We start from the raw sequence: 690 nt of genomic DNA on the forward strand, positions 1-690 counted from the left end.
GCGGGTGAGCCCGGTTTGGTTCAAGAAGTTGAAGCGGGGCCAGACGTTGGATCAGGCTTTTATGCAGGCGTTCGCGGTTTCTGGGTATTCGCTGGGGGGTGGCGATGGGGCTGTGCCAATGGTGAAGCCGGGTGACGACGACCTTGAGGTGGAGTTGCCGGATATGCCGATTGAGGAGTATGTGGAGTTGATGCGGGGGCATGCTTTGTTGCGGCGGGAGGCGATGGAGCGTGCGTTGGCTGAGCCTGTGCCGCAGGCTGGGCCGGTGGTGGGCCGGTTCGCGGGGGTGACGATCTGGTTGGGTTCGAATGGTCACCCGGAGCGGATCGAGTTTGATGAGGACTGGTTGGATGATGCGCAGGTGGGGGCTATTTGTGCTGCGGTGGAGCGGGCGGCCAGGGATGCTTTCTCTCGGTATCGGGAGGTTGTGGATGACCGGTTTGCTGAGGTTGAGCGGTTGGACGAAGAGTACAGGTTGTTGAGGGCCGGGTTGAACCGGTACTTGGAGATTTAAGGAGTTTTTGATGGTGTCTGAGGCTGAGGCTGCTTGGGAGCGGCTGGGTAAGCGTGCTGCTGAGGCGGGGGTCGGGGGGATCCGGGCTGATAGTGATGATCTGGTTGTTGAGGAGGATATTCAGGAGGCGCTGATCAATCCGAAGACTTCGGGTACTCGGGGTGATAAGGGTGGTC

General features: G+C 60.1%; 1 protein-coding gene. It reads left to right on the forward strand.

Annotated elements, in window-relative coordinates; genetic code table 11:
- Positions 1-514, forward strand: a 514-nt coding sequence (locus tag EII42_RS13070) for a hypothetical protein (protein WP_158676513.1), incomplete at its 5' end; no start/stop codon positions are given.
- Positions 515-690 lie beyond the last annotated feature (176 nt).

Origin of the sequence: Tessaracoccus sp. OH4464_COT-324, from assembly GCF_003932855.1 — a bacterium.
Taxonomy (GTDB): domain Bacteria; phylum Actinomycetota; class Actinomycetes; order Propionibacteriales; family Propionibacteriaceae; genus Arachnia.